The organism is Sedimenticola hydrogenitrophicus, assembly GCF_029017505.1.
Classification (GTDB): Bacteria; Pseudomonadota; Gammaproteobacteria; order Chromatiales; family Chromatiaceae; genus Sedimenticola; species Sedimenticola hydrogenitrophicus_A.
Window position 1 is genome coordinate 54380 of the sequence record NZ_JAQGEI010000011.1, and the last position, 19937, is coordinate 74316.

Sequence of the window (19937 nt, forward strand, 5' to 3'; positions counted from 1 at the left end):
CCGCGAAGAGAGGCGGCTATGTTACGACGATCCGCCGGGAGGAACAAGCGCCGACCCATGGATAGGTGGGCCGGACTTTCATGCGCAGCATGAAAGGGTTTACGGTGCGTCTTGGACTCCATCCAGCCTGAAGATCTCCGCACGGCGCCAGAATCTAATGGAGTAGAATTAGCATCCATGTGGGCACACAAAGCGTGCCCATACAATCTGCTGATGAAGTACCACGGATGAACGCGGATACACACGGATTTTGTATAGGGGAGTTACCCGCTGGCGGTTGGCTGTGCGGGAGGGCATATATGTGCCCGGCCGGGGGTAATCCACCTGTGTTTATCCGTGTGGATCCGTGGTTCGGGAGCTCAGTAGAAGTCGAACTGGAAACCCACAACCTGGTCGCCCGGGTCCTCCAGCTCCAGGTTGATGGTCTCGGGAATGCCCGGCTGCAGCAGACCCCTGGGCGTATCGTGGTACTCCTCCGGGCTGAACCGGCGCCGGGCGATCAGGTCGCCGTTGCGGTCCAGCAGGCTCAGTTCCAGTTGCGGCCAGGGCTGGATGAAGTCGGCGTCATTGCGCAGGATGAGCATCAACTTCAGCGCGCCCTCCCGGTCCGGGTGGGTGGTGATGGCGCGGGAGACCACGTGCAGTTTTTCCGGTTCATGCCGGGGCGGTAGCTGACAGAGCAGCAGCCCGCAGGCGCTCTCCAGCAGCTCCCGGCCGGCGGGATAGCGCAACAGGTGATCGCGGCCGAACCAGGCGAGCTGGCCGAGGGCCACCAGCAACAGCAGCAAGATGGCGAGTGACCAGCCGAGGGTGCCGCGACGGCGGCCGCCGGCATCCTTCAGGCGCTCCTCCAGAGAGAGCGGCTCGGTCTCGGCCGGCTGGATCTCTGGCAGGTCGGGGGGGATGTCGAACGGAACCCGGGCGGGGCGGGGCGCAGCCGCCGCATAGCCGGGCTCGGTGTCGGAATCGACCGTCGCCTCACTGGCCGTTGCCGGCTCGCGTGCGGAGTCGGCCTCGCGATCCGGTTCGGCGAGCGGCCCGACAGGTGGGTCGATAGCTTCATGCAGCTGCGAGTCGAGGCCGATCCGGACACTGTCCATATCCGGATCGTCGAAGTGATAGAGCGGCTCGAACGGGTCGCGCTCGTCATCCCTGGCCAGTCCCTCGGCGGCCTCCGGCTGCTCCGGTTCCTGCGTGGGTGTCTCCGGGCTGATCTGCAGGGTCTGCAGCAGCTCGGTCAGACTGCTGTGCATCTCCCGGGGACTGATCTGCTGCGCAGGGCTGTCGAACGGCAGTTCCAGGTTCTGTTGTGGAGGATACTCCTCGATCAGGCGGGACTCCGGCCAGGCCGTCGCCGGGGGTGGGTCGCGCAGGTTGTCCAGGGCGCTGAACACCCGGTCGCAACGGCAGCAGTGGGCCTTGCCGGCGGCCGCTTTCAACTGCTCGGTGCTGATGCGGAACAGGGTCTGGCAGTGGGGGCACTGGGTATGCACGGTCAGCGGGTCCTGTTCATTTCCGGGTTCCCTCCAGCAGCACCCACTCCTCCTGTTGCCGCGGCGGCTGCATGCTGAAGGCCTCGGCATAGGCGTCGCTGACCATCTGTGCCTGCTCGCTGAGAATCCCGGAGAGGATGATGCGGCCGCCCGGCCGGGTCAGTCGGGTCAGCTGTTCCTTCAACTCGATCAGGGTGCCGGCGAGGATGTTGGCCAGCACCAGGTCCACCGGGTGTCCAGGCAGATCGGCGGGGTCACAAGGCTGCAGCCGCTCCAGTACGCCGTTCTTCTCTGCATTGGCGACGGTGGCCTGCATCGCCTGCGGGTCGTGGTCGGTGGCGTACACCCGCTTCGCCCCCAGCTTCAGCGCCGCCACCGCGAGAATCCCCGAGCCGCAGCCGAAGTCGATCAGCTCCAGCCCCTCCAGCGGGGTGCGGTCCAGCCACTGCAGGCAGAGGGCGGTCGTCGGGTGGGTGCCGGTGCCGAAGGCGAGTCCCGGATCCAGCTCGACGACGATGGCGTCGTCCTGCTCTACGTGCCGGCCCTGAGGGCAGATCCACAGCCGCCGGCCGAAGGACATGGCGTGGAAGTTGTCCAGCCAGGCGCGCTCCCACGCCTGGTCCTCCAGCACCTCAAGGGCGAGGCTGCGGGTGACGTCGCGCTTGAGGGTCTGGTTGATGCGCTGGCGCAGCTCGTCGCTGTCGATGTCGCCAGCAAACAGGCCGGTGACCCGGGTCAGCTTCCAGAGGGGGAGTTCGCCCGGCTTGGGTTCCAGCAACGGTTCATCCTCGGCGTCCTCCAGGGTGGTGGAGAGGGCGCCGAGGTGTTCAAACAGCAGCTCGATCAGCGGCGCCTGATCCTTGCTGGTGGTCAGATGGGCCTGTATCCAGGGCACGTTCAGCTCCTGTTGGCCGGCCCCGGTCTCCGCCGCGGGCCCGCCGCTTGCGACTAGATACCCAGTTTCTTTTCCAGGTAATGAATGTTCGCGCCACCCTTGACGAATGCCTCGTCCACCATGATCCGTTGCTGCAGCGGGATGTTGGTCTTGATGCCGTCCACCACCATCTCTGCGAGGGCGGTCCGCATGCGGGCAATGGCCGAGGCGCGGTTCTCGCCATGGGCGATCAGCTTGCCGATCATGGAGTCGTAATGCGGTGGTACCCGGTAACCGTCATAGATGTGGGTGTCCACGCGGATACCCGGGCCGCCCGGGATATGCAGATGGGTGATGTCACCGGGGCTCGGCATGAAGGTGACCGGGTCCTCGGCATTGATGCGGCACTCGACCGCGTGACCGCGTATCTGGATGTCGGACTGCCGGTAGGCGAGCGCCTCGCCGGCGGCGATGCGCAGCTGCTCCTTGACAATGTCGACGCCGGTGATCATCTCGGTTACCGGGTGTTCCACCTGGATGCGGGTGTTCATTTCTATGAAATAGAATTCGCCGTTCTCGTAGAGGAATTCGAACGTGCCGGCGCCCCGGTAACCGATGCGGCGGCACGCCTCGGCACAGCGCTCGCCCAGGCGGTTGCGCAGCTCTTCGGAGATGCCCGGGGCCGGCGCCTCCTCCACCACCTTCTGGTGCCGGCGCTGCATGGAGCAGTCGCGCTCGCCCAGGTGGATGGCGTTGCCGTGGGTATCCGCCAGCACCTGGAACTCCACGTGCCGGGGATTCTCCAGGTACTTCTCCATGTAGACGGTATCGTTGCCGAAGGCGGCACCCGCCTCCGCCTTGGTCAGGGAGATGGCGTTGAGCAGGGTCGCCTCGGTGTGCACCACGCGCATGCCGCGGCCACCGCCGCCACCGGCCGCCTTGATGATCACCGGATAACCGATCCCGGCGGCCATTTTCAGGGTCTTGCGCTCATCGTTGTCGAGGGGGCCATCGGAGCCCGGGACACAGGGTACCCCGGCGGCCTTCATCGCCTCGATGGCGGTGATCTTGTCGCCCATCAGGCGGATGGTTTCCGGCTTGGGGCCGATAAAGATGAAGCCGCTCTCCTCCACGCGTTCGGCGAAATCGGCATTCTCGGAGAGAAAGCCGTAACCGGGGTGGATGGCCATGGCGTCGGTCACCTCGGCGGCGCTGATGATGGAGTGGACCTGCAGGTAGCTGCCGGCCGAGGGGGCGGGGCCGATGCAGACGGTCTCATCCGCCAGCCGGACATGCTTCAACTCCCGGTCCGCCTCGGAGTGGACCGCCACGGTCTTGATGCCGAGTTCACGGCAGGCCCGCAGGATACGCAGGGCGATTTCGCCCCGGTTGGCGATGACGATTTTTTCGATCATAGCGACAGGGGCCTTTAGTCGATAATAAACAGGGGCTCGTTGTATTCCACCGGCTGGCCGTTCTCCACCAGGACCTGGGTGACGACCCCGGACTTGTCACACTCGATCTGATTGAGGATCTTCATGGCCTCGATAATGCAGAGGGTTTCACCCACGCTGACGTGCTGGCCGATCTCGACAAAGGGTTTTGAGGTGGGGGTGGGGGAGCGGTAGAAGGTGCCGACCATGGGCGAACGGATCGCGTGGCCGGTGAGCTCCGGCTTGGTTTCGGCCACGGCATCGTGGGCAACGACCGGCGCCACGGCCGCGGCCACCTGGGGCTGCGGGGCGGTCATGAACATGGTGGGTGGGGTCGAGCTGACACGGCTGATGCGTACCGACTCTTCTCCTTCGTGAATCTCGATCTCGGCGACGTCGGACTCTTCGATAAGTTCGATCAGTTTTTTTACTTTGCGGATATCCATTGTGGCTGTAAATCCCGGTTCAGTGGCTAGAGGCTGAGGCGCTTGAGGGCGGCGGCGAGTGCGAGTTCATAACTCTGCACCCCCAGGCCGCTGATGACGCCTTCAGCGATATCGGAAAAATAGGAGTGCCTGCGAAACGGCTCCCGTGCGTGAACATTGGAGAGGTGCACTTCTATGAAGGGTATGCCCACCCCGAGCAGGGCGTCGCGTAGCGCCACGCTGGTATGGGTAAAGGCAGCTGGATTGAAGATGATATAGGCGATCTGCTCGTCGCGGGCGCAGTGAATGCGCTCGATCAGCTCATGTTCGGCATTGCTCTGGGTGAAGGTGAGGTTGTGTCCCGCACCCTGGGTGAGGTGGGTCAGCCGCTCTTCAATATCGGCCAGCGTGTCCCGGCCATACAGCTCGGGTTCCCGGGTCCCCAAAAGATTCAGGTTGGGTCCGTTCAGTACCAGGATGGTCGCCATGATTGTCTACCTGAGCGGTGCGCGCGGACGCTGCACCGGTGATGCTGCGGTTGAAAAAGTTCCAGCTAAGGGCAAATTCTGACGGAGCAGCTCCAGTTTGTCCAGATTTTAACGAAGATAACGTCACGTTCGGCGAAAATTTATCGCGAATTAAAAGGATTACTTGATTACCCATAAGGCGCTCACCTCGGATACCCCGGTACATAGGGCGTCCCGTGGGCGCCTTTGTCGGTGTGCGGGCCAGGGTGGAGCGGCGGGCATGGCCCGCCCCATGGGCGGTTTGCAACCTGGGGAATTGCCACTACAGCAGGGGTTGCAGCTCCCGCTCCAGCACCTCGCGGCTCAGCTCGCCCACCTGGATGTAGCGGGTGTTGCCCTGGCGGTCGAAGATGGCGGTGAACGGCAGCGAATCGAAGCGATTGCCCATGCGGTTGGAGAGCCTGATGGCGTCGGCATTGCCGATCAGGGTCGGGAAGTTGATGGCGTAGATATCGACGAAATCCTGCACCATGAGCGGGTCGTCGATGGCGATGCCGACAAACTGTACCCCCCGGTCGGCATAGTTCTGCTGGGTTTCAATAAACAGCGGCATCTCCTTGCGGCAGGGGGGACACCAGGTGGCCCAGTAGTTGACCACCAGAACCTTGCCGTTCCACTGGCTGCTGGCCTGCTGTTCACCCTCCAGGTTGGCAAAACTGAAGGCCGGCATGCGGCTCTCGGCGTTGCCGGTCAGGTTCGGTTTCGGCGGCTCCTGTTCACAGCCGGCCAGCAGGCCGAGGCCCGGCAGGAGCAGGGCGAGCATCAGGAGGGAACCCAGGAGAGAACGGGTCGTCATTGCAGCGCCTTCCTTACGTGGTTGTTGAAGTCTTCGGGTCCCATGAAGCCGACCACGCGGTAGCCCTTGCGCTCTTTGCCGTCGCGGCCGTAGAACATGATGCTGGGTGGGCCCGGCAGGCCGAAGTGGCCCTGCAGCAGGGCCACGTCCTGGGCGTCATTGGCGGTCACGTCGGCCTGCAGCAGGACAGTGTCGGAGAGCGTGGCGATCACCTTGGGGTCACTGAAGGTATAGCGCTCCATCTCCTTGCAGGAGACACACCAGTCGGCATAGAAATCGAGCATCACCGGTCTCCCGGCGGCGCTGGCCGAAGCGACCTCACGCTGCAGGTCGGCCACGCTCTTGATGCGCCGAAACTGCAGGTGGGCCGCCTCACTGCCGCCGCTGGCCGCCATCAGGCCACGTAGAGGCTGCACGGTATCCCGGCCGCCGGCCGCGGCACCGATCAGCATCAGCGTACCGTAGATCAGCACCACCACGCCGAGGCCCTTCCACAAACGATCCCAGCCCGAGGCCTCCACCGCCAGCTCGCGCAGGGCGCCCATGTAGATGGCGCTCACCACCAGCAGGATGCCCCACAGCAGCATCGAGACCTCCACCGGCAGTATCCGCTCCAGCAGGATGATGGCCACCGCCAGCATGCCGACGCCGAACACCGCCTTCACCTTGTCCATCCAGCTGCCGGCGCGCGGCAGATACTTGCCGGCCGAGGTGCCGATGATGATCAGCGGTGCGCCCATGCCCATGGCCAGGGTAAACAGCGCCAGGCCGCCTAGCATGGCATCGCCGGTCTGGCCGATATAGATCAACGCGCCGGCCAGGGGCGGCGCCACGCAGGGGCCGACGATCAGCGCCGAGAGGAAGCCCATGACGGCGACGCCGGCCAGGGTTCCGCCACTCTGCCGGTTGCTGCGTTCCGCCAGCTTGCTCTGCCAGCGGCTGGGTAGCTGCAGCTCATAGAAGCCGAACATGGAGAAGGCCAGCAGGACGAACACCAGGGCGAAGAAGCTGAGAATCCAGGGGTTCTGGAAGGCCGCCTGCAGATTCTGCCCGAACAGTCCCGCCAGTACCCCGGCGGCGGTGTAGGTGAGGGACATGGCCAGCACATAGACCACCGAGAGGGTGAACGCCTTGCGGGTGGTGATGCGGCTGCCCTGCCCGGCGATGATCCCGGAGAGGATCGGGATCATGGGGAAGACACAGGGGGTCAGGGAGAGTGCCAGCCCGAGGCCGAAGAACAGCGGTATCACCAGCCAGGTGTTGCCGCCGGCCAGGGCGGAGGTGATGCTGTCCAGTTCGGAAACCGGCTCCGCCGCCACGTTGGCTGCGACGGGGCTGGCCACGGCGGCGTTGGGCGTCTGGGTGGCGATCAACGCCTGTTGCGCCTGCTGCAGGGGGGAGGGGGTGTCCGGTGCGGCCGCCAGCGGCGGCAGCGCCAGTGACAGGGTCTTGCGGATCGGTGGATAGCAGACTCCCAACTCGGCGCAGCCCTGGTAGCCCACCTGGAGTTGGATGTCGGTGGCGGCCGGGATGCTGCGGATCAGCGGTAGCTGCAGGTTGATCTCATTGTGGTAGACCGGCAGATCGCCGATCGTCCCGTCGGGCCGCAGCGCATCCTGCTTCATCTCGGCGGGTGGCAGCTGGAAGCGGCCCAGTTGTACCCCCTCGCCGCTCAGCAGTTCAACATGGATCTTGTCCTGATAGAGGTAGGTGCCGTCGGCGATGCTCCAGATCAGGCGGATGAGGTCCGGCCGCTCGACTTCCGCCGAGAGCTGGTAGGCCTGCTCCGGGGTGAGTATCTCGTCCTCGTCCTGCAGCCCCAGCGCCTGGCCCAGGTTGCCGCCCAATTTACCCAGGGCGGCGAGGGCCGGCGTGGCGGCGGGGGCTGCCTTGGCGGCGGGGGCCAGCGACAGGGTCACGGTCTCCTTCTGCGGCGGATAGCAGAGACCGGCATCGGCACAGCCCTGGGAGACCGTGGCCAGGGTCAGGGTGGCGTCCGCGCCGGGGGCGCGCTCGATGGGAATCCGCATGGATACCGAGTTACGGTACACCTCCATGTCGCCGAAAAACTGATCCGTTTTGATTTTTCCCGCCGGGAATTCGGCCTCCCCCAGGGTGATGCCGGGGGTCTCGCTGGTGAACTTGAACTTGTCGCGGTAGAGGTAATAGCCGTCGGATATTTGCCAGGTCGCGCGGATGCTGCCGGCATCCTCGGCCAGGGCGGAGAGTTTGAACGCCTGCTGGGGCAGCAGGTAGTCCGGTTCCTCCTGGGCGCCGGCGAGGCCCGGTAACAGCAGCAGGATCAGCAACAGCGTCAGTAGATTCAATCTTGTTGTTGTGTGCATTCATCAATCCAGTGGAGATAGGCCGGCAGTCCCCGTTGTACAGGGACCGCAATAATCTCCGGTAGTTCATAGGGATGGAGGGAGAGAATGGCCTGCTGCAGGTCCGCGTAACGCGCTTGCGTGGTCTTGATCAGCAGCAGCCACTCCTCCGACGTCTCAAGCTTATCCTGCCAGGTATAGATCGACTTTACCGGGGCGATGATGCTGACGCAGGCGGCGAGTCGTTGTTCAACCAGGAGGCCGGCAATCCGGTCGGCGCTTGCCTGGTCGGGACAGGTACAGTAGATCAAAAGCTTGTCCACAGGCATGTGGCGGAAGATACAGGATTGCCCGTTCGCGCGCAAAATGTTAAGGGCTCGCGCAAAAATAAGTTTCGGTATTCGGTCGCAACTGAACCCCGCTGGCGGCGTTACGCTTTTTGCCAAGGGAACGGCCATTGCCTGCAAAGCGTGCCTTGCCAGCGTGGCCCAGTTACGCCCTCGGTACTGCGAAATTATTCTTGCGCGAGCCCTAAGTCGACCCGGCGGGGGGGCGGCCTTCGTGCTGCACCAGGCGTGCGTAAAGAGGGCGGGGGTTGGGGCATCAGGAGAAAGATTCAGGCGATCCGGGCTGAGCCGGTTTGGTCGGGGTCATCTTGAAACGGGCAGTGGCGGGGCGTAAGCTCTGCCCCCATGAATCCATTACTCGCGCTTCTGCTGCTGTTTGTCGGCATCCCCCTGGTTGAGCTCTATTTCCTGATCGAGGTCGGTTCCCGGATCGGCGCCCTGCCGACCATTTTCCTCACCGTCTTCACCGCCGTGCTGGGTGGGCTGCTGGTGCGCCTGCAAGGCTTCTCCACCGCCCTGCGGGTCAGGGCCGGGATGGAGCGGGGCGAGGTACCGGCGATCGAGATGCTGGAAGGGGTGGTGCTGCTGCTCAGCGGCATCCTGCTGCTGCTACCCGGCTTCTTTACCGACCTGTTCGGTTTCCTCTGCCTGGTGCCGCCGGTACGGCGTGCCATGATCGTCTGGTTCCTGAAGCGCGCCGGCACCTTGCATCCGGCTCCGGGGAATGATCCGCAACAGCGCAACACGGAGCATCGCGTCATCGAGGGTGAATGCCGTCGGGATGATGAGTGAGCTGGACGCGGCCGCGCCGATCGGCGTATTCGACTCCGGGATCGGCGGACTCTCGGTACTGACGCAGATTCGCCGGCTGTTGCCGGCGGAGGCGCTGCTGTACGTGGCCGATAGCGCCCATATTCCCTATGGCAACAAGCCCGCGGACTATGTTGTCGCCCGCTCCCTGGCGATCACCCGGTTCCTGGCGGAGCAGGGGGCGAAGGCCATCGTGGTGGCCTGCAACACCGCCACGGCCGTGGCGGTGGCGGAGCTGCGGCGGCAGTTTGCGCTGCCGGTGATCGGCGTCGAGCCCGGGCTGAAACCGGGCATCAGCCGCAGCCGTGGCGGTGTGGTCGGGGTCCTGGCTACCGCGGGTACCCTGGGTAGCGAAAAATTCCAGCGGCTCATCTCGACCCATGGCCAACAGCGCCGGGTGATCGTGCAGCCGTGCCATGGCTGGGTGGAACAGGTGGAGTCGGGAGCCCTGGCGAGTCAGGAGACCTGGGAGCTGGTGGCGTCCATCATCCAGCCCCTGCGGCTACAGGGGGTGGATACCCTGGTGCTCGGCTGTACCCACTACCCTTTCCTGGCGCCGCTGATCCGGGAACTGGCCGGACCGGAAGTGGAGATCGTCGATACCGGCCCGGCGATCGCCCGGGAGCTGCAGCGCCGTCTGGATGCCCTGGGATTGTTGCGGAGCGGGACGGGGACGGGCGGCGAACACTTCTGGGTAAGCGGCGATCCCAAGTCCTCCGGGATGCAACTGGCCCGGTTGTGGCGGCCGGGCTGTCCGCTGGAGCGGCTGTCGGCCGGCGTGGAGTAATCTTCACAAGCTCTCAGCCGGTAAGCACCAAGATAACCACTACCAACCCCGGGTCCTTTCCGAATTGTGTGGGTAGGAAGGGAGGCAGTTTGTAGCCCGGATGAAGCCCGTCCCACAAAAGCCCGATAGACACGCAAGCCCAGACGGGCGTAATCCGGGGCATTGCCCGGCGTCTGCCCCAAACCCCGGATTACGCCGCCGCGGGCACTCATGATCATTCCGGTTTCGGCGGTGGCGGCTTCATCCAGGCTACGGCGCTGCATTACCCATACGAAACGGAAAAGAGCCCCAACCCCTTATGGGGTGGTTATCTTGGTGCTTACCTTAGCCGAGCAGTCGATACCACCAGCGCCCGAGCTGCTCGTGCAGGGCGTAGTAGCTGTCCAGCAGCGCCCCCGCGTTCGGCAGCCAGTCGTGGTAGCTCGGTTGGGTGCCCGGGGTGTGGGCGAAACCGGTGGGCGCCGGCTGTACATCGATCCCGGCGGCCTCGAATACATCCAGGGCGCGCAGCATGTGCCAGGCGTGGGTCACCAGCAGGATCTTGCGGATGCCGCGCTGCTCCAGCAGCGGCTTCAGGGCATGCGCCTGTTCCCGGGTGGTGCGGCTCCCTTCTTCGATCGTCAGCACAGGCACGCCGAACTCTTTCTCCAGTACGTCACGGGCCAGTGCCGCCTCGCTGAGGCCGCGGCTGAGCGGCTTGCCGCCGCTGGTGATCAGGGGCAGGCCACTTTTGCGCGATAGCCAGGCGGCGTAGCGCAGCCGTTCCAGATGCAGGGTGTTGACGGTGTCCCCCGGCCCGAATTCCGCAGCCGCGTCGCGCCGACCCGCCCCCAGCACCACGATGGCCTGGGCGTCGGAGCTGCCGATCTGTGCCTCGGTCAATGCGGGCAGGGACTCCAGACCAGCCATCAGCTGGCTGGAGAAAAAGGGGGTCGATACCAGGTAGAGCGCGACCACACTGCACAACAGCAGCAGCTTTCCAAGCAGCCGCCGGACCATCAGCAGGCCGATCAGGCCGAGGAGTACCAGGATGCCGGGCGGCAGAAGTAGATTTTTCAGGGTCCAGACGATCTCCTGATTCATCGTCTAACCCCGCTCGTCGCGGTCGAGCAGCGGGTTGGCCTGCAGGTCGGCGTGGTAGGAGGAGCGCACCAGCGGCCCGCTGGCCACGTTGGAGAAGCCCATCGACTCACCCTCCTGGCGCAGTTGATCGAATTCCCGCGGGGTGACGAAGCGGTCCACCGCCAGGTGCTCCCGGCTCGGTTGCAGGTACTGGCCGAGGGTCAGCATGTTGACCTGGTGGTCGCGCAGGTCGCGCATCACCGCCAGCACCTCCTCATGCGTCTCGCCCAGCCCCAGCATCAGGCCGGATTTGGTCTGCACCTCGGGGTGGCGCCGCTTGAAGCGGTCCAACAGTTCCAGCGATCCCCGGTAATCGGCCCCGGGGCGGGCCTGCCGGTAGAGCCGGGGGACGGTCTCCAGGTTGTGGTTGAAGACGTCCGGCCGGGTTTCGGCAAACGCCTCCAGCGCCACCTCGACACGACCGCGGAAATCGGGCACCAGGATCTCGATGCGGGTCTCCGGGTTGTGCTCGCGCAGCGCCGTGATGCAGTCGACGAAGTGGCCGGCGCCACCGTCGCGCAGGTCGTCCCGGTCCACCGAGGTGACCACCACGTAGCGCAGCCGCATCGCCTTCACCGCCTCGGCCAGCTCCGCCGGTTCGTTGGCATCGAGCGGCAGCGGTTTGCCGTGGGCCACGTCGCAGAACGGGCAGCGGCGGGTGCAGATATCCCCCATGATCATGAAGGTGGCGGTGCCGTGGCTGAAGCACTCGCCGAGATTGGGGCAGGCCGCCTCCTCGCACACCGAGCTGAGCTTGCTCTGGCGCAGGATCTGCTTGATCTCGTTGACCCGTTCGCCGCTGGGCAGCTTGACCCGGATCCAGTCCGGCTTGCGCGGCATCACCCGGGTCGGCTCGACCTTGATCGGGATTCTCGCCAGCTTCTCGCTGCCGCGCTGGTGGGTCTCGGGGGTTGCCCGAGACGGGGCGTTGTGGTCTTCGACTTTACTCATGAGATGGGAGATCGCCTGTCGTCTGTTGGTGTTGATTGTAGCCGAGTCGCCCGAGGATGTGGCGGGTCAACCGGTGACCCACCCTGAATAACGCCTCCGGCCGCGCCAGATCGCGCAGCTGCGTCACCTGCAGGTCGGCAAAGCCGCAGGGGTTGATGCGGCTGAACGGCTCCAGGTCCATGTCCACATTCAGGCTCAGGCCGTGGAAGCTGCAGCCGTGCCGGACGCGGAGCCCGAGGGCCGCGATCTTGCGGGCGTCGACATAGACCCCGGGGGCGTCCGCACGGGCGTAGGCGGCGATGCCGTAGTCCCGCAACAGGTCGACAATGCTCTGCTCGATCAGGGTGACCAGCTGGCGCACCCCCAGGCGGTGACGCCGCAGGTTGAGCAGCAGGTAGGCCAGCAGCTGTCCCGGCCCGTGATAGGTGACCTGGCCGCCGCGATCGGTGCGGATGACGGGGATATCGCCGGGGGTAAGCAGGTGTTCCGGTCTGCCGGCCTGGCCCAGGGTGAATACCGGCGGATGCTCCACCAGCCAGATCTCGTCGCGGGTCGTGTCGTCCCGTTCGGCGGTGAAGCGTTGCATCTCCCGCCACACCGTTTCGTAGGGCTGGCGGCCAAGCTCCCGGATCAGCGGCGGCCGGGTGGGGAGGTCGGCCGTCATAGGCTCATTACCACGTCCCGGTGGGCGGTGAGAGCGTAATAGATGGCGTCCAGCTGCGCCTTGCTGGTGGCCTGGAAGGTGACGGTCACCGACAGGTACTTGCCGTTCTTGCTGGCGCGGCTGCGGCTGGCCTGGTGCGGCAGGTCGGGCACGTGCAGCGAAACGATCTCCACCACCAGTGCCTCGAAGTCCGGGTGGCTGGCGAGCCCCATCGCCTTGACGGCGAATTCACAGGGGAACTCCAGCAGGGTCTCTTTCTGTTCGTTCATGTTGCTCAGGATTGTATCCGGCCCGCCTGGAGCAGGGCCTTGTATTCGCCGTAGCAGGCGGCCATGCGGGTGTAGAAGGGGCCGGGTGTGCCGTTTCCAACCCGGCGGCCGTTCAGTTCCACCACCGGCGTCACCTCCTTGGTGGAGCTGGTGACCCAGATCTCGTCGGCGCTGTCGAGCATCGCCTCGCTGATCTCCTGTTCACGACAGGGCAATCCGTGTTGGTGCGCCAGCTCCAGCACCAGGTCGCGGGTGATCCCGGGCAGTAGCCGGTCGCTCTTGGGCGGGGTGAGGAGCTCCCCCGCCTGGACGATGAACAGGTTGCTGGCGGCCCCCTCGGTGGCCTGTCCGTCGCGGATCAGGATCGCCTCGCCCGCCCCCTGGTCCAGCGCCTCGCTGCGCAGCAGCACATTGGCCAGCAGGGTGATCGCCTTGATGTCGCAGCGCAGCCAGCGGTTGTCGGCCAGGGTGATGGCCTTGATGCCCGTCGCCAGGGTGGTGGGGTCCGGGTAGAGCGCCGGCTGGGTCATGACGAAGACGGTCGGCGCGATGCCGGCGGGGATGGCGTGGTCGCGCTGGCCGCTGGAGCCGCGCGTGACCTGCAGGTAGATCGACTGGTCCGCCCCCGGCAGCTGGCTGATGAGGCGTTTCAGGATCGCCCGCCACTCATCCCGCTCCAGGGGATTGCGCATGCGGATGGCGTGCAGGCTGTTGTCCAGCCGGCGCAGGTGCTCCTCCAGCCGGAACAGTCGCCCACTGTAACAGGGGATCACCTCGTAGACCCCGTCGCCGAACAGGAAGCCCCGGTCCATGACCGAGATCTGGCCCTGTTGCGGCGGCAGAAAGCGGCCATTGAGATAGATTTCCGCTGGTCGCTCCGTCATCGTTATTCCAGCCATAACAGGACGGTATCCTTGGCGATCTGCACCACTCCCCCCTCGGCGATCGAATCCAGCGCCACCAGCTCGGTCTCGACGATGTTCTGCCCGTCCAGGGAGACGGTCACCGCGCCGAGCGGCTGTCCCGAGGCCACCGGGGCCATGATCTGCGGCTCAATGCGCATCCCGGCATTCAGGTTCTGGTATTGTCCCCGGGGGATGGTGATGTAGAGGTCCCTGGCCAGCCCCAGGCGCAGCTGCTCCTGGCTGCCCTTCCATACCCGCGTACTGGTCAGCTTCTCGCCGGCACTGTAGAGCCGGTGGGTCTCGAAGAAGCGGAAGCCGTAGTTGAGCAGGGACTGGCTCTCGCTGGCGCGGCTATCCTCGCTGCTGGTTCCCATCACCACCGCGATGAGGCGCATGCCATCCTTTTTGGCCGAGGCCACCAGGCAGTATCCGGCGGCCTCGGTATGACCGGTCTTCACCCCGTCCACCGCGTCGTCGCGCCACAACAGCTTGTTGCGGTTGTGCTGCTTGATGTTGTTGAAGGTGAACTCCTTGGTGGCATACCACTGGTAGATATCCGGGAACTCGCGGATGGTGGCACGGGTCACCCGGGCGATATCCCGTGGTGTGGTGTAGTGCTCCGCGTGCGGCAGTCCGGTGCTGTTGACGAAGTGGGTGTTCACCATCCCCAGGCGCTTGGCGTGGTCGTTCATCAGGTTGGCGAAGGTCTCCTCGCTGCCGGCCACATGCTCGGCCAGGGCGACGCTGGCGTCGTTGCCGGACTGGATGATCATGCCCTTGAGCAGCACCTCAAGGGCAACCTTTTTCCCCACCTCGATGAACATGCGCGAACCGGGGGTACGCCAGGCCTTTTTGCTTACCAGCACCTGGTCCTGCAGGGTCACCTGACCCGCCTGGATCTCTTTCATGACCACATAGGCGGTCATGATCTTGGTCAGGCTGGCGGGCTCCAGGCGCTGTTCGGCATTGTTCTCGGCCATCACATGGCCACTGTCGAAGTCGATCAGCAGGTGGCCGGTGGCGGCGACGCTGGGTGGGGCCGGTACCGGCGCGGCATTGGTGGGCAGGGCGATCAGGGCGGTCCAGAAGAGACCGAACAGGGCGAGGCGGTTGGCTCTGGTGGTACGTGCAAACATGGTATTCCTTTGTCGGTTACTTGGACCTGAAGACAGCATAAAACTGGCGAGGTTCTGTCGGTTGTCCGTTTATTCTAACCCGAATGCGGGGTCAAAACTGCTTCTGATGGCCGACGCCATCCGAGCGGAGTCGCCGTTTCTGTGCGCCGGTTCACCCGCGCCGCCCGGCGTGGTCGTCAGTCGATGACGACCTGGGTCTCGACAATGCCCAGCGAAGCCAGGTTGACGCTCAGGCTGTCCACCTGTTCCACGCCGGCCAGGGGGCCGATCTGCACCCGAAACAGCGGCTGCCCCCGGTTGTCGATCTGCTGGATGCGCACCCTCTCGCCCAGGGAACCGGCCAGTCGCCGGCTCAGCTGGTCGGCGTTGTGCCGGCTGCTGAAGGCGCCAACCTGGATGAACAGCCCGGGGGCCGCCGGATGGCTGGCCTGGATGAGCGGACTGACCGGGGCTGACGGAGGCGCAGCCGGAGCCTGTCCGGGCGGGATGCCGGGATCGAGGGCCCGCACCTCCACCAGGCCGGTGCCTTCGCCGAGAATGCCCAGCTTGGTGGCCGCCGCATAGGAGAGGTCGATCAGCCGGTTGTCATGGAACGGGCCGCGGTCGTTCACCTTGACGATGGCCGTGCGGCCGTTGCGCAGATTGGTCACCTGGACATAGGTAGGCAGCGGCAGGCTCTTGTGCGCGGCGGTCATGGCGTACATGTCATAGGGTTCGCCGCTGCTGGTAGCGCGGCCGTGAAACTTGGTTCCGTACCAGGAGGCGATGCCCCGCTCCACGTAGCCCCGGCTGCTCGGCAGGGTTTGATAGCGCTGGCCGAGCACCACATAGGTGGCCGGGTTGCCGCGCCGGCTGACCGGCTCGGCCCGCGGCGTGGCATCGGCGATGGCATGGGGATCGAGTCGCCGCGCCGGTGCACTGTCGCCGCTGTCCGGAAAGCCGGGCGGCAGGGAGGGGCGGGTCGAGCAGGCCGCCAGCAGCGTGGCGCAGGCCAGCCCCAGGAGCAGCAGTTTTCCCGGCATGGCGGCGGCCATCAGCCGGACGTCCCGTTTTTCAGCGCCCCGTTTTTCAGCGCCAGGATCTCCTGGCTCAGCTGGTAGACCGCCATGGCGTAGAGGTTGCTGTGATTATACCGGGTGATGACATAGAAGTTGTTCAGTCCCAGCCAGAACTCGGCGCCGGCGTCGCCCTGGAGGTGGAGAATGGTCGCCTTGGTGTCATCCGCAACACCGGGGGGGGCGGTGACGACGCCGGCCGCCGCCAGCTCCAGCAGCGGTGTGTTGGGTGGCGCCGCCCGCTGGGCCGGCTCTATATAATGGGGTTGCCCCGGTTCGATCGGTCGGGCCGGCAGGGCCACGGCCTCCCCCTGGCGCCAGTTGTGGCGGCTGAAGTAGTTGGCCACGCTGCCGATGACATCGGCGTCATTGCCCCAGATGTCGCGCTTGCCGTCACCGTCGAAATCCACCGCATAGCTGAGGTAGCTGGTGGGGATGAACTGGGGGGTGCCCATGGCGCCGGCATAGGAGCCCAGCGCCATGGCCGGCTCCATTCGCTCCTCCATCAGGATCTGCAGGAAGGCCTTCAGCTGGGTACGCCCGAACTCATGGCGTCGCGGATAGTGATAGGCCTGAGTGTAGAGGGCGTCGAGGATGGGGATGCTGCCGGGCCGCTTGCCGTAGAAGGTCTCGACACCGATGATCGCCACGATGATTTCCGGCGGCACGCCATAGACCGCCTGGGCTCGCTCCAGGGTGGTCCGGTGTTTCTCCCAGTAGGCGACCCCCTCCTCGATGCGGTTGGGCTGGAGGAAGATCGGCCGGTAGCTCTTCCAGGTATGGATGGTCTCGGCCGGACGGTCGAGGCTGTCGATCACCAGCTGGTTGCGGCTGGCTCCCTGCAGCAGTTCGCGCAGGGTCTCCACGGGGTACCCCTTCTCCGCGGCCAGATCCTGGATCAGCGCTTCGACCTCGTCTGCCGGGGGCGCCCCCAGGACCGCACCGTGCCAGTAAAGCAGGGCCGCCAGAGTGCCGATTTTGGTCAGGGTGCTTAACATGCCGTGTTCCTTTTGCGGTTCCGCGCCCCGCTGCCTGTCAGGTGGGCAGCAGTTTGCGATGGGTGTGTATGGACATCAGGATACCGAAACCGGCCATGATGGTCACCAGCGAAGTGCCGCCGTAGCTGACCAGGGGCAGCGGCACCCCGACCACCGGCAGGATACCGCTGACCATGCCGGTATTCACGAACAGGTAGACGAAAAAGACCATGGTGACGGCCCCGGCCAGCAGCCGGCTGAAGGTGTCCTGGGCCTGGGCGGCGATATACAGGCCGCGCAGGATGATCGCCAGATAGAGCGCCAGCAACAGCAGGATGCCGGTGAAGCCGAACTCCTCGGAGAGGACGGCGAAGATGAAGTCGGTGGTCCCCTCGGGGAGGAATTCCAGATAGGACTGGGTGCCGTTCAACCACCCCTTGCCGAAGAGTCCGCCGGAGCCGATGGCGATTTTCGATTGGATGATGTGATAGCCGGTGCCCAGCGGGTCCCGCTCCGGATTGAGGAAGGTGAGGACCCGGTTACGCTGGTAGTCGCGCATGCCCCACTCCCACAGCACCCAGGAGACCGGGATGGCGGTGACGGTCATGCCGCCGATGAAGCGCCAGCTGAGCCCGGCGAGAAACAGCACGAAGATGCCCGCGCTGGCCACCAGCAGCGAGGTGCCGAGGTCGGGTTGGCGGGCGATCAGCAGTACCGGAACCAGGATCATCAGTCCGGCGATGACCAGCCGGCTCCAGCGCGGTGGCAGGGATTTCTCCGCCAGGAACCAGGCGATCATCATGGGCACCGCCAGCTTGACCAGTTCGGACGGCTGGAAGCGGAACAGCCCCAGGTTGAGCCAGCGCTGCGCGCCCTTGCCGACCTGTCCGGCCACCAGTACCGCGATCAGCATCAGGATGCCGGCGGCAAACAGCCAGGGGGCCCAGCGGCGTAGCGTGGCGGGCGGAACCTGGGCGACCACCACCATCACCGCGAAGGCGATCCCCAGGCGGATCACCTGACGCTCGATCACCGTCATGTCCTGGCCGCTGGCGCTGTACAGCACCAGCAGGCCGAATCCGCACAGCAGGATCAGGCCGGTCAACAGCGGGAGGTCCAGGTGCAGGTCCGCCAGCAGACCCTCGGCCCGGGTCGGGTTGGATTCCGGCAGGCCGCTCGGCTGGTAGCGCGCCATCAGCGGGACTCCTTGAGCAGCTGGTGGTCCATGATGGCCTTGGCGATGGGGGCGGCCACCGAGCCGCCGTGACCGCCGTTCTCGACGATCACGGCGACGGCGATGCTTGGCGCCTCGGCCGGGGCGAAGGCGATAAAGAGGGCGTGGTCGAGCATCTTCTTCTCCAGCTTCTCCTCCTCGTATTTCTCTTCCTGCTTGACGGTGAACACCTGGGCGGTGCCGGTCTTGCCGGCAATCCGATAATGCTCGTTGCGGACCAGCCGGGCGGTCCCGCGCGCTCCCTCGGTGACCTGCAGCATCGCCTCGACGATACTATCCCAATTGGCATCGGAGTGCCGGGCGATCTGCAGCTGTTGGCTGACCGGCTGCTCCTGCGGGTCCGGCTCACCGTTGCGGCGGATCGATCGGACAATCCGCGGGCGGACGCGTGCGCCGCGGCTGGCGAGGGTGGCCGTGGCGCTGGCCAGCTGCAGCGGCGTGGTCAGGAAGTAGCCCTGGCCGATCCCGGTGATGAGGGTCTCGCCCGGATACCAGGACTGGTTCCTGGTCGCCCTTTTCCACTCCCGGGAGGGCAGTAATCCACCCAGTTCGCCGGTGATATCGACCCCGGTCTTCTTGCCGAATCCGAACGGCGCCAGGTACTCGGACAGCTGGTCGATCCCCATCTGCTGTGCCAGATCGTAAAAATAGACATCGCAGGACTGGGTAATGGCCTTGTCCAGGTCGACGGAGCCATGGCCGGCCTTTTTCCAGTCACGGTATTTGTGGCTGAGGTTCGGCAGCTGGAAGTAACCGGGGCAGTATTTTTTCTGGTTCGTGGTGATGACGCCCATCTCCAGTCCCCCCAGGCCGATAAAGGGCTTGATGGTGGAGCCGGGCGGGTACTGGCCGCGGATGGCGCGATTGAACAGGGGCATGTCGTCCGAATTCTGCAGCGCGTCATAGTCCGCCGAGGAGATCCCCTCGACAAACAGGTTGGGGTCGAAGCCCGGTTTGCTGACCATGGCCAGGATATCCCCGGTGCGCGGGTCGATGGCCACGGCCGCGCCGTTTTCCGCCGCGAACGCCTCCATGGCCACCCGCTGCAGCGAGGCGTCCAGGGTGAGGTGCAGGTCCATGCCCGGGGCCGGCGGTTCGCTTTCCAGGATCCGGATCACCCGCCCCAGGGCATTGATCTCGACCTGCTGCAGACCCACTTTGCCGTGCAGTTCCGCTTCATAGTATTTCTCGATGCCGTTCTTGCCGATGTGCGTGGTCCCGGAGTAACTGGAGGTATCGATACTCTGCAGTTCCCGCTTGTTGATGCGGCCGACGTAGCCGAGGATATGCGCGGTGACATCCTTGAGCGGATAATCCCGCAGCAGCTTGGCCTGGATATCCACGCCGGGGAAGCGGTGGCGGTTGACGGCAAAGCGCGCCACCTCCGCGTCACTGAGCTGGACCCGGATGGGGATGCTCTCGAAGCGGCGCTGATGACTTTTCAGCCGGGCAAAGCGTTTCCGGTCGTTGTCGCTGATGTCGATGATCTGGCCCAGCTCCTGTAGCGTCCGGTCCAGGTCCTTGACCCGTTCCGGGGTGATCTCCAGGCTGTGGGTGGGCAGGTTCTGGGCCAGGATGACGCCGTTGCGGTCATAGATCAGCCCCCGGGTCGGCGGCAGCGGTTCCACCTTGACCCGGTTGTCCCGCGACAGGGTGGTGAAGTGGGCGTGGTCGGTGATCTGCAGCTTGGCGAGGTGCAGGATCAGCAGCAGCAGCAGCAGCAGGATGATCAGGGCCGCGGTGCCGGCGCGGGCGCGGAACAGGCGGCTCTCGCGCAGGTAATCCTTCAGCGTGTTTGGATACATGGC

20 protein-coding genes are annotated in these 19937 nt (G+C 65.2%); 2 read left to right on the top strand and 18 right to left on the bottom strand.

Annotated elements, in window-relative coordinates; all coding sequences use genetic code 11:
• Window positions 1–359: 359 nt before the first annotated feature.
• From O9K64_RS08690 to cutA, 8 genes are all read right to left on the bottom strand, one after another.
• Window positions 360–1493 (bottom strand): zinc-ribbon and DUF3426 domain-containing protein, encoded by a 1134-nt coding sequence (locus O9K64_RS08690; RefSeq protein ID WP_275097685.1) that lies wholly within the window; start codon window positions 1491–1493, stop codon window positions 360–362.
• 16 nt (window positions 1494–1509) lie between these two features.
• Window positions 1510–2388: a 50S ribosomal protein L11 methyltransferase gene (gene prmA, locus O9K64_RS08695; protein WP_275097686.1), complete on the bottom strand. Its 879-nt coding sequence runs from the start codon at window positions 2386–2388 to the stop codon at window positions 1510–1512.
• 53 nt (window positions 2389–2441) lie between these two features.
• A complete protein-coding gene (gene accC, locus O9K64_RS08700; RefSeq protein WP_275097687.1) occupies window positions 2442–3782 on the bottom strand; it encodes an acetyl-CoA carboxylase biotin carboxylase subunit in 1341 nt (446 codons plus the stop codon).
• Between the two features lie 14 nt (window positions 3783–3796).
• Complete coding sequence (accB, locus tag O9K64_RS08705) at window positions 3797–4246, bottom strand: acetyl-CoA carboxylase biotin carboxyl carrier protein (protein WP_275097688.1); 450 nt, start codon at window positions 4244–4246, stop codon at window positions 3797–3799.
• A 26-nt stretch (window positions 4247–4272) separates the two neighbouring features.
• Window positions 4273–4713 carry a type II 3-dehydroquinate dehydratase gene (gene aroQ, locus O9K64_RS08710; protein WP_275097689.1) on the bottom strand — a complete coding sequence of 147 codons (441 nt, stop codon included), beginning with the start codon at window positions 4711–4713 and terminating at the stop codon, window positions 4273–4275.
• A gap of 301 nt (window positions 4714–5014) precedes the next feature.
• Window positions 5015–5548 carry a TlpA family protein disulfide reductase gene (locus O9K64_RS08715; RefSeq protein WP_275097690.1) on the bottom strand — a complete coding sequence of 178 codons (534 nt, stop codon included), beginning with the start codon at window positions 5546–5548 and terminating at the stop codon, window positions 5015–5017.
• Window positions 5545–7893: a protein-disulfide reductase DsbD gene (locus O9K64_RS08720; RefSeq protein WP_275097691.1), complete on the bottom strand. Its 2349-nt coding sequence runs from the start codon at window positions 7891–7893 to the stop codon at window positions 5545–5547. The genes O9K64_RS08715 and O9K64_RS08720 overlap by 4 nt, the downstream gene beginning before the upstream one ends.
• On the bottom strand, window positions 7872–8183 hold the full coding sequence (cutA, locus tag O9K64_RS08725; RefSeq protein WP_335342260.1) for a divalent-cation tolerance protein CutA: 312 nt from the start codon (window positions 8181–8183) through the stop codon (window positions 7872–7874). Before cutA ends, O9K64_RS08720 begins: the two co-directional genes overlap by 22 nt.
• 381 nt (window positions 8184–8564) lie before the next feature.
• On the opposite strand from cutA, the gene O9K64_RS08730 reads away from it, so the two are divergent.
• Both O9K64_RS08730 and murI read left to right on the top strand, forming a co-directional pair.
• Window positions 8565–9011 (top strand): FxsA family protein, encoded by a 447-nt coding sequence (locus O9K64_RS08730; RefSeq protein ID WP_275097693.1) that lies wholly within the window; start codon window positions 8565–8567, stop codon window positions 9009–9011.
• Complete coding sequence (gene murI, locus O9K64_RS08735; protein ID WP_275097694.1) at window positions 9001–9816, top strand: glutamate racemase; 816 nt, start codon at window positions 9001–9003, stop codon at window positions 9814–9816. The genes O9K64_RS08730 and murI overlap by 11 nt, the downstream gene beginning before the upstream one ends.
• A gap of 324 nt (window positions 9817–10140) precedes the next feature.
• Here murI and O9K64_RS08740 read toward each other — a convergent pair whose 3' ends face one another.
• The 10 genes from O9K64_RS08740 to mrdA form a co-directional block, all read right to left on the bottom strand.
• On the bottom strand, window positions 10141–10899 hold the full coding sequence (locus O9K64_RS08740) for a YdcF family protein (RefSeq protein ID WP_275097695.1): 759 nt from the start codon (window positions 10897–10899) through the stop codon (window positions 10141–10143).
• A 3-nt stretch (window positions 10900–10902) separates the two neighbouring features.
• Window positions 10903–11889 carry a lipoyl synthase gene (gene lipA, locus O9K64_RS08745; RefSeq protein WP_275097696.1) on the bottom strand — a complete coding sequence of 329 codons (987 nt, stop codon included), beginning with the start codon at window positions 11887–11889 and terminating at the stop codon, window positions 10903–10905.
• Complete coding sequence (lipB, locus tag O9K64_RS08750; RefSeq protein WP_275097697.1) at window positions 11882–12553, bottom strand: lipoyl(octanoyl) transferase LipB; 672 nt, start codon at window positions 12551–12553, stop codon at window positions 11882–11884. Before lipB ends, lipA begins: the two co-directional genes overlap by 8 nt.
• Window positions 12550–12822, bottom strand: a complete 273-nt coding sequence (locus O9K64_RS08755) for a YbeD family protein (protein ID WP_275097698.1) — start codon at window positions 12820–12822, stop codon at window positions 12550–12552. Before O9K64_RS08755 ends, lipB begins: the two co-directional genes overlap by 4 nt.
• A gap of 5 nt (window positions 12823–12827) precedes the next feature.
• Entirely contained in the window at window positions 12828–13706 is an 879-nt protein-coding gene (locus O9K64_RS08760) for a D-amino acid aminotransferase (RefSeq protein WP_275097699.1), read from the bottom strand.
• 2 nt (window positions 13707–13708) lie between these two features.
• The gene (locus tag O9K64_RS08765) at window positions 13709–14863 is read right to left on the bottom strand and encodes a D-alanyl-D-alanine carboxypeptidase family protein (protein ID WP_275097700.1); all 1155 of its coding nucleotides are present in this window, start codon (window positions 14861–14863) and stop codon (window positions 13709–13711) included.
• 176 nt (window positions 14864–15039) lie between these two features.
• Complete coding sequence (locus O9K64_RS08770; protein ID WP_275097701.1) at window positions 15040–15897, bottom strand: septal ring lytic transglycosylase RlpA family protein; 858 nt, start codon at window positions 15895–15897, stop codon at window positions 15040–15042.
• Window positions 15897–16916: a lytic murein transglycosylase B gene (gene mltB / locus O9K64_RS08775; RefSeq protein ID WP_275097702.1), complete on the bottom strand. Its 1020-nt coding sequence runs from the start codon at window positions 16914–16916 to the stop codon at window positions 15897–15899. The genes O9K64_RS08770 and mltB overlap by 1 nt, the downstream gene beginning before the upstream one ends.
• 37 nt (window positions 16917–16953) lie before the next feature.
• Window positions 16954–18090: a rod shape-determining protein RodA gene (gene rodA / locus O9K64_RS08780; RefSeq protein WP_275097703.1), complete on the bottom strand. Its 1137-nt coding sequence runs from the start codon at window positions 18088–18090 to the stop codon at window positions 16954–16956.
• Window positions 18090–19934, bottom strand: coding sequence for a penicillin-binding protein 2 (gene mrdA / locus O9K64_RS08785; RefSeq protein WP_275097704.1), 1845 nt, complete (start codon window positions 19932–19934; stop codon window positions 18090–18092). Before mrdA ends, rodA begins: the two co-directional genes overlap by 1 nt.
• Window positions 19935–19937 lie beyond the last annotated feature (3 nt).

Bases quoted from the DNA above. Each gene is read 5' to 3' on its own strand.
- accC (WP_275097687.1), bottom strand. From the start codon at position 3,782: ATGATCGAAAAAATCGTCATCGCCAACCGGGGCGAAATCGCCCTGCGT.
- accB (WP_275097688.1), bottom strand. From the start codon at position 4,246: ATGGATATCCGCAAAGTAAAAAAACTGATCGAACTTATCGAAGAGTCC.
- aroQ (WP_275097689.1), bottom strand. From the start codon at position 4,713: ATGGCGACCATCCTGGTACTGAACGGACCCAACCTGAATCTTTTGGGG.
- O9K64_RS08715 (WP_275097690.1), bottom strand. From the start codon at position 5,548: ATGACGACCCGTTCTCTCCTGGGTTCCCTCCTGATGCTCGCCCTGCTC.
- O9K64_RS08720 (WP_275097691.1), bottom strand. From the start codon at position 7,893: ATGCACACAACAACAAGATTGAATCTACTGACGCTGTTGCTGATCCTG.
- O9K64_RS08730 (WP_275097693.1), top strand. From the start codon at position 8,565: ATGAATCCATTACTCGCGCTTCTGCTGCTGTTTGTCGGCATCCCCCTG.
- murI (WP_275097694.1), top strand. From the start codon at position 9,001: ATGATGAGTGAGCTGGACGCGGCCGCGCCGATCGGCGTATTCGACTCC.
- O9K64_RS08740 (WP_275097695.1), bottom strand. From the start codon at position 10,899: ATGAATCAGGAGATCGTCTGGACCCTGAAAAATCTACTTCTGCCGCCC.
- lipA (WP_275097696.1), bottom strand. From the start codon at position 11,889: ATGAGTAAAGTCGAAGACCACAACGCCCCGTCTCGGGCAACCCCCGAG.
- lipB (WP_275097697.1), bottom strand. From the start codon at position 12,553: ATGACGGCCGACCTCCCCACCCGGCCGCCGCTGATCCGGGAGCTTGGC.
- O9K64_RS08755 (WP_275097698.1), bottom strand. From the start codon at position 12,822: ATGAACGAACAGAAAGAGACCCTGCTGGAGTTCCCCTGTGAATTCGCC.
- O9K64_RS08760 (WP_275097699.1), bottom strand. From the start codon at position 13,706: ATGACGGAGCGACCAGCGGAAATCTATCTCAATGGCCGCTTTCTGCCG.
- O9K64_RS08765 (WP_275097700.1), bottom strand. From the start codon at position 14,863: ATGTTTGCACGTACCACCAGAGCCAACCGCCTCGCCCTGTTCGGTCTC.
- O9K64_RS08770 (WP_275097701.1), bottom strand. From the start codon at position 15,897: ATGGCCGCCGCCATGCCGGGAAAACTGCTGCTCCTGGGGCTGGCCTGC.
- mltB (WP_275097702.1), bottom strand. From the start codon at position 16,916: ATGTTAAGCACCCTGACCAAAATCGGCACTCTGGCGGCCCTGCTTTAC.
- rodA (WP_275097703.1), bottom strand. From the start codon at position 18,090: ATGGCGCGCTACCAGCCGAGCGGCCTGCCGGAATCCAACCCGACCCGG.
- mrdA (WP_275097704.1), bottom strand. From the start codon at position 19,934: ATGTATCCAAACACGCTGAAGGATTACCTGCGCGAGAGCCGCCTGTTC.